The sequence below is a fragment of the Sphingomonas sp. genome (genome assembly GCF_051962185.1).
Lineage (GTDB): Bacteria > Pseudomonadota > Alphaproteobacteria > Sphingomonadales > Sphingomonadaceae > Sphingomonas.
Genome location: NZ_JBQCCN010000020.1, coordinates 1 through 4,623, shown reverse-complemented (window position 1 = coordinate 4,623; position 4,623 = coordinate 1). Strand labels below are relative to the sequence as shown.

Annotated in this window: 5 protein-coding genes, 1 tRNA gene and 1 pseudogene; 1 reads left to right on the top strand and 6 read right to left on the bottom strand. The window is 65.5% G+C overall.

What is annotated here, in order from left to right; all coding sequences use genetic code 11:
• The first annotated feature begins 332 nt into the window (after positions 1–332).
• A complete protein-coding gene (locus tag ACTHJR_RS01500) occupies positions 333–896 on the top strand; it encodes a helix-turn-helix domain-containing protein (protein WP_440521282.1) in 564 nt (187 codons plus the stop codon).
• Between the two features lie 18 nt (positions 897–914).
• Here ACTHJR_RS01500 and ACTHJR_RS01495 read toward each other — a convergent pair.
• The 6 genes and pseudogenes from ACTHJR_RS01495 to ACTHJR_RS01470 all read right to left on the bottom strand — a co-directional run.
• Positions 915–990 (bottom strand) — tRNA-Val (locus ACTHJR_RS01495).
• A gap of 44 nt (positions 991–1,034) precedes the next feature.
• Positions 1,035–1,844: a hypothetical protein gene (locus ACTHJR_RS01490; RefSeq protein WP_440521280.1), complete on the bottom strand. Its 810-nt coding sequence runs from the start codon at positions 1,842–1,844 to the stop codon at positions 1,035–1,037.
• A 2-nt stretch (positions 1,845–1,846) separates the two neighbouring features.
• Positions 1,847–3,346, bottom strand: a complete 1,500-nt coding sequence (locus ACTHJR_RS01485) for an NAD(P)(+) transhydrogenase (Re/Si-specific) subunit beta (protein ID WP_440521279.1) — start codon at positions 3,344–3,346, stop codon at positions 1,847–1,849.
• A 98-nt stretch (positions 3,347–3,444) separates the two neighbouring features.
• Positions 3,445–3,756 carry a proton-translocating transhydrogenase family protein gene (locus ACTHJR_RS01480; protein ID WP_440521278.1) on the bottom strand — a complete coding sequence of 104 codons (312 nt, stop codon included), beginning with the start codon at positions 3,754–3,756 and terminating at the stop codon, positions 3,445–3,447.
• A gap of 2 nt (positions 3,757–3,758) precedes the next feature.
• Positions 3,759–4,457, bottom strand: a complete 699-nt coding sequence (locus ACTHJR_RS01475; protein ID WP_440521277.1) for a hypothetical protein — start codon at positions 4,455–4,457, stop codon at positions 3,759–3,761.
• 26 nt (positions 4,458–4,483) lie between these two features.
• Positions 4,484–4,623: pseudogene (locus ACTHJR_RS01470) on the bottom strand (NAD(P)(+) transhydrogenase (Re/Si-specific) subunit alpha); the annotation flags it as partial.

The following is a 4,623-nucleotide window of genomic DNA, read 5'->3' as shown; positions in this document are numbered from 1 at the left end:
TTGGGAGGAAGGCCGCGCCCCTGGCTTAAACCGTCATCCCGGGCTTGTCCGGGGATCCGCCGTGCCGCCGGTGATGCCGTTGAGCCTCAAGCCGTGAGGCCTGCCGCCCGGCGGATCCCGGCACAAGGCCGGGATGACGGGGAGAGTATAGTACGCCCCGACCATTGTTCCCCCTTCGGTCGATGATGCCGAGCCAATTCGCGATTGGTGGGAACGCTCTCAGTCTCTCGCGCGCCCGATCGATCCCGACGGCTCCGGCCTCCCGAAAAAACTTGCCAACGACACCCTATCTGCCTGAAACTCGCGAACCGATCTGGTTGTTGGAGGACAGCATGATCACCGCGATCCGCGAAGTACGCCGCGCCAAGGGCATGACGCTCGACGATGTCGCGCGGCGTTGCGTGCCGCCGACCACCGCGCAGACGATCGGCCGGCTGGAGACGGGCATGCGCACCGTGTCGGTCGCCTGGCTCAACCGCATCGCAGCGGCGCTCGGCGTCGAAGCGGCGGACCTCGTGACGCTGCCCGACCAGGCGGGCCTGCCGGTCGCGGCAGTGCTCGGCGCGGACGGCGTGTTCGCGCCCGCCCGCGCGGCGACGATCCCGGCGCCGCGGCCCGAGCCCGGCGCGGTGGCGATCTCCGTCGCGGCCGGGATCGGCGACTATCGCGCCGGCGACACGATCTGGTGCGCGCGGCTGGAGCCCGACGGCTTTGCCCGCGCGCTCAATCGCGATGTGCTGGTGCCGCGCCCCGGCGGACGTTTCCTGTTCGGCCGGCTGATCGGGCGCGAAGGCGAACGGCTGCAAATTCTCCCGCTCGGCGCCGGGCAGCGCCAGCAAGTGGTCAGCGACCCGCCCTGGATCGCCGAGGCGAGAACCCTGGTCCGCGCTTTATGAGGAAGGCGGCGACCGGAATGGTGGGCGGTGACGGTCTCGAACCGCCGACCCTCTCGGTGTAAACGAGATGCTCTACCAACTGAGCTAACCGCCCGTACGGCTGTCCTGTGACGCGGCTTGGCCGCGAGCGCAAGGGGGTCAGGCGATCGCCAGGCCGTTCTGTGCCAATGTCGCGAAATAGCGGTTCATGCGATCGAGCGCCGCTTCGCTCAGCGCCATGAAGGCGCGGCGGCGGTCGAACGGGTCGGGCTCGCGCACGAACAATCCGTCTTCGGTCATCTTCGAAATCCAGCGTAGCGCGGTGCTCGGCGGCACCGCCGCGGCGATGCACAGGCTCGATACCGACACCTGGCCACGTTCGAGATGCGCGGCATAGAGGTCGAGCAGCATGTCCCAGGCGGGGTCCTCGAACAGCACATCGGGGAACGGCCGGCTGCGCAGCCGTCGCGCGCGAATCGCCTTACGGACGTCGGCGGCCGCGACCTGCACCGGCTCGGCGGGCAAGCCGTACTCGCTGCGCTGATCGGCGACATTCGCGGGAAGCGGGCGCGCTGCCGGTTCGGCCGGCGCGACCAGGGCCTGCGCGATCGCCGCGGCGAGATCGGCCGGTTGAGGATCGCACAGCAAGGTGATGCGGCGGGCAAGCAACGGTGCCGCGACCGCGTCGATCTGGCTTTCGGTCAGCGTGACGATCAGCCCGAATTCGGTTTCCGGCACATGGCCGAGCCGATCGACCGCATCGTGCAGCCTATCGCCCGCAAGATCGTCGAGCGCGGCGATGACGATTTGCGCGCCCGTCGCGCCGGGCAAAACGGCATCCGACCAATCGGCCTCGGCAACGACCTCGGCACCGGCTCGGACCGCCGCGGCGGCCAGATGGATGCGCGCACCGGTCTGACCGAGCACGAGCGCTCCGGGCCGTGCGGTCGGCGTCGCGCCGCTGGCCATGGTCAGCCCAGCGCCTTCACGATCTCCTCGACCATCTTCTTGGCGTCGGCGAGGAGCATCATGGTATTGTCCTGATAGAAGACGTCGTTGTCGACCCCGGCATAGCCGACGCCGCCCATCGATCGCTTGATGAACAGGACCGTCTTGGCCTTGTTCACGTCGAACACCGGCATGCCGTAGATCGGCGAGCTCTTGTCGGTCTTGGCCGCCGGATTGACCACGTCGTTGGCGCCGATGATGAACGCGACGTCGGTCTGGGCGAACTCGCTATTGATGTCCTCGAGCTCGAACACCTCGTCATAGGGGACGTTGGCCTCGGCCAGCAGCACGTTCATATGCCCGGGCATGCGCCCCGCGACCGGGTGGATCGCGTATTTCACGCGGACACCCTCTTCCTTCAGCTTGTCGGCCATCTCGCGCAGCACATGCTGCGCCTGCGCCACCGCCATGCCGTAGCCGGGCACGATGATGACCTGTTCGGCCTGGCTCATCAGGAACGCCGCATCCTCGGCCGAGCCGCGCTTCCACGGACGGTCGGTCGCGGCCGCCGCCGCACCGCCGCCGCTTTCGCCGCCAAAGCCGCCCGCGATCACACTGATGAAGCTGCGGTTCATCGCGCGGCACATGATGTAGCTGAGGATCGCGCCCGACGATCCGACCAGCGCGCCGGTGATGATCATCGCGGTGTTGTGGAGGGTGAAGCCCATCGCCGCCGCGGCCCAGCCCGAATAGGAATTGAGCATCGACACCACGACCGGCATGTCGGCGCCGCCGATCGGGATGATCAGCAGGAAGCCGATCGCAAAGCTGAGGCCCGTGATCGTCCAGAACACCCAGGGCGACTGGTCCTGGGTGAAATAGGCGACCAGCCCGAGGATGCCGGCGAGCACCGCCAGGTTGATGACATGGCGGCCGGGCAACATGATCGGCTTGCCGCCCATATTGCCGTTCAATTTGAGGAACGCGATCACCGATCCCGAGAAGGTGATCGCACCGATCGCGACGCCGAGACCCATTTCGATACGGCTCTGGGCGAAGATCAAGGTCGTCGGCTGACCGACTTCGGACACTAGCACCTTTGCGATACCGAATGCCAAGGGATTGAGGAAAGCCGCGCCAGCGACCAGCACAGCGGCTAGGCCGACCAGCGAATGAAACGCGGCCACCAACTGCGGCATCGCCGTCATCGCGATCCGCCGAGCTGTAATAATACCGATTGCCGCGCCTACGCCGATCGCCGCCAATATCTGAGTTGCAGTCACCAGATCCGGCGCCGGTAATCCGTAAAAGATGGAGCTCGCATCCGAGACCTTCGAATCGATGTCGCGAGGATAGTGCGTCACCAACGTTGTCACGACCGCGATCGTCATGCCGATCATGCCGAAGCGGTTGCCGCGCTGGCTCGAGGTCGGGCTCGACAGACCGCGCAACGCTAGGATGAAGCACACCCCCGCGACCAGATAGGCCAACGCCGCCCAAGGATTGATCGTTACCTGTTCCATTCAACCCCCAACCGTCACCCCGGCCTTGTGCCGGGGTCCACCGCGCCACCTGGCGCAAGTGGATGAGTGGATCCCGGGACACGCCCGGGATGACGAAATCAATGTTTGGCCGCGGCCGGCCGGTCCTTCTTCTTGTACATGGCGAGCATCCGCGCCGTGACCGCGAAGCCGCCGAAGATGTTGATGCTGGCGAGCACCACCGCGAGCAGGCCGAGCCATTTCGAGGTCGCGCCGCCCTCGCCGATCGTCACTGCCGCCGACGCGATCAGCGCGCCGACGATGATCACCGACGAGATCGCGTTGGTCACCGCCATCAGCGGCGTGTGCAGTGCCGGCGTTACCGACCAGACAACATAATAGCCGACGAATACCGCCAGCACGAAGATCGACAGGATCGAGATGAAGTCCATGACTAGTACGTTGCCTCCTGCGGATCGCGAATCATCCGAACAGCCAGTTTCCCGTCCGCCTGCTGTCGGTAGCCGAACAGACCGCCCATGAATTCGGTCTGCTGTTCGCTGTCGGTCGGTTTTATCCTCGGCGCCTTCTGCAGGCATACATCCGACACGCCCAGGCAATAAGTGAGCATTCCCTGGGCGTAGCGGATCGAGAAATATCCCCAGGGTTTGAGCGCGCGAACCTCGCCGGGCGAAAGCTCGGTGGCGCTGACCGAGTCGATCGGCCGAACATGGCTTCGCTGAAGATGGCCGTTGCAGCATCCCCAGATGATCTCGATGCTGCTCTTGAACCATCCGTCGAACCTGCCGTCCCGATCGAGGTCGACCAGGCAGATCGGCGAGCGCCCCATGCCGCCGACCCCGGCGGAAACGACAATATTCTGCTGGCAAGCGATCAGATGATCGCTGGTGGCGACCGACAACACTGTGCCCTTCGACAGAACCAGACCGGCCTCGGCTATCGGAACGTCTTTATCGAGTGCCATCGCTCGGACCGGAACCGCCTTGCCGGAAAACCAGGGGTCTTTCTTGGAAACGATCCTCGATCGCTCCGCGGGCTGGTCGGGCACGAGAAGCGTCGGGAAGATATAGCGGATCGACCCGCTATCCGCCGCATTCTGCGACAAAGCCGCGCCGGGCAGGAGCGTCAGCATTATCGCGAACGCCAATGCCCCTAATCTCACGACGTGAGTCTCGCGTTGACGACTTGGCCATCCCTGGTCAGCCGCACGGCATCGCCGATCTCCTCGTCGAGCACCGGCTTGCCGGCTTCCTTGTCCCAGAAGGTCGAGAGGAAATTGTAGAGGTTGCGCGCGAACA

Excerpts from the sequence above, each read along its gene's own strand:
- ACTHJR_RS01475 (WP_440521277.1), bottom strand. The coding sequence starts at position 4,457 with ATGCTGACGCTCCTGCCCGGCGCGGCTTTGTCGCAGAATGCGGCGGAT.
- ACTHJR_RS01480 (WP_440521278.1), bottom strand. The coding sequence starts at position 3,756 with ATGGACTTCATCTCGATCCTGTCGATCTTCGTGCTGGCGGTATTCGTC.
- ACTHJR_RS01485 (WP_440521279.1), bottom strand. The coding sequence starts at position 3,346 with ATGGAACAGGTAACGATCAATCCTTGGGCGGCGTTGGCCTATCTGGTC.
- ACTHJR_RS01500 (WP_440521282.1), top strand. The coding sequence starts at position 333 with ATGATCACCGCGATCCGCGAAGTACGCCGCGCCAAGGGCATGACGCTC.
- ACTHJR_RS01490 (WP_440521280.1), bottom strand. The coding sequence starts at position 1,844 with ATGGCCAGCGGCGCGACGCCGACCGCACGGCCCGGAGCGCTCGTGCTC.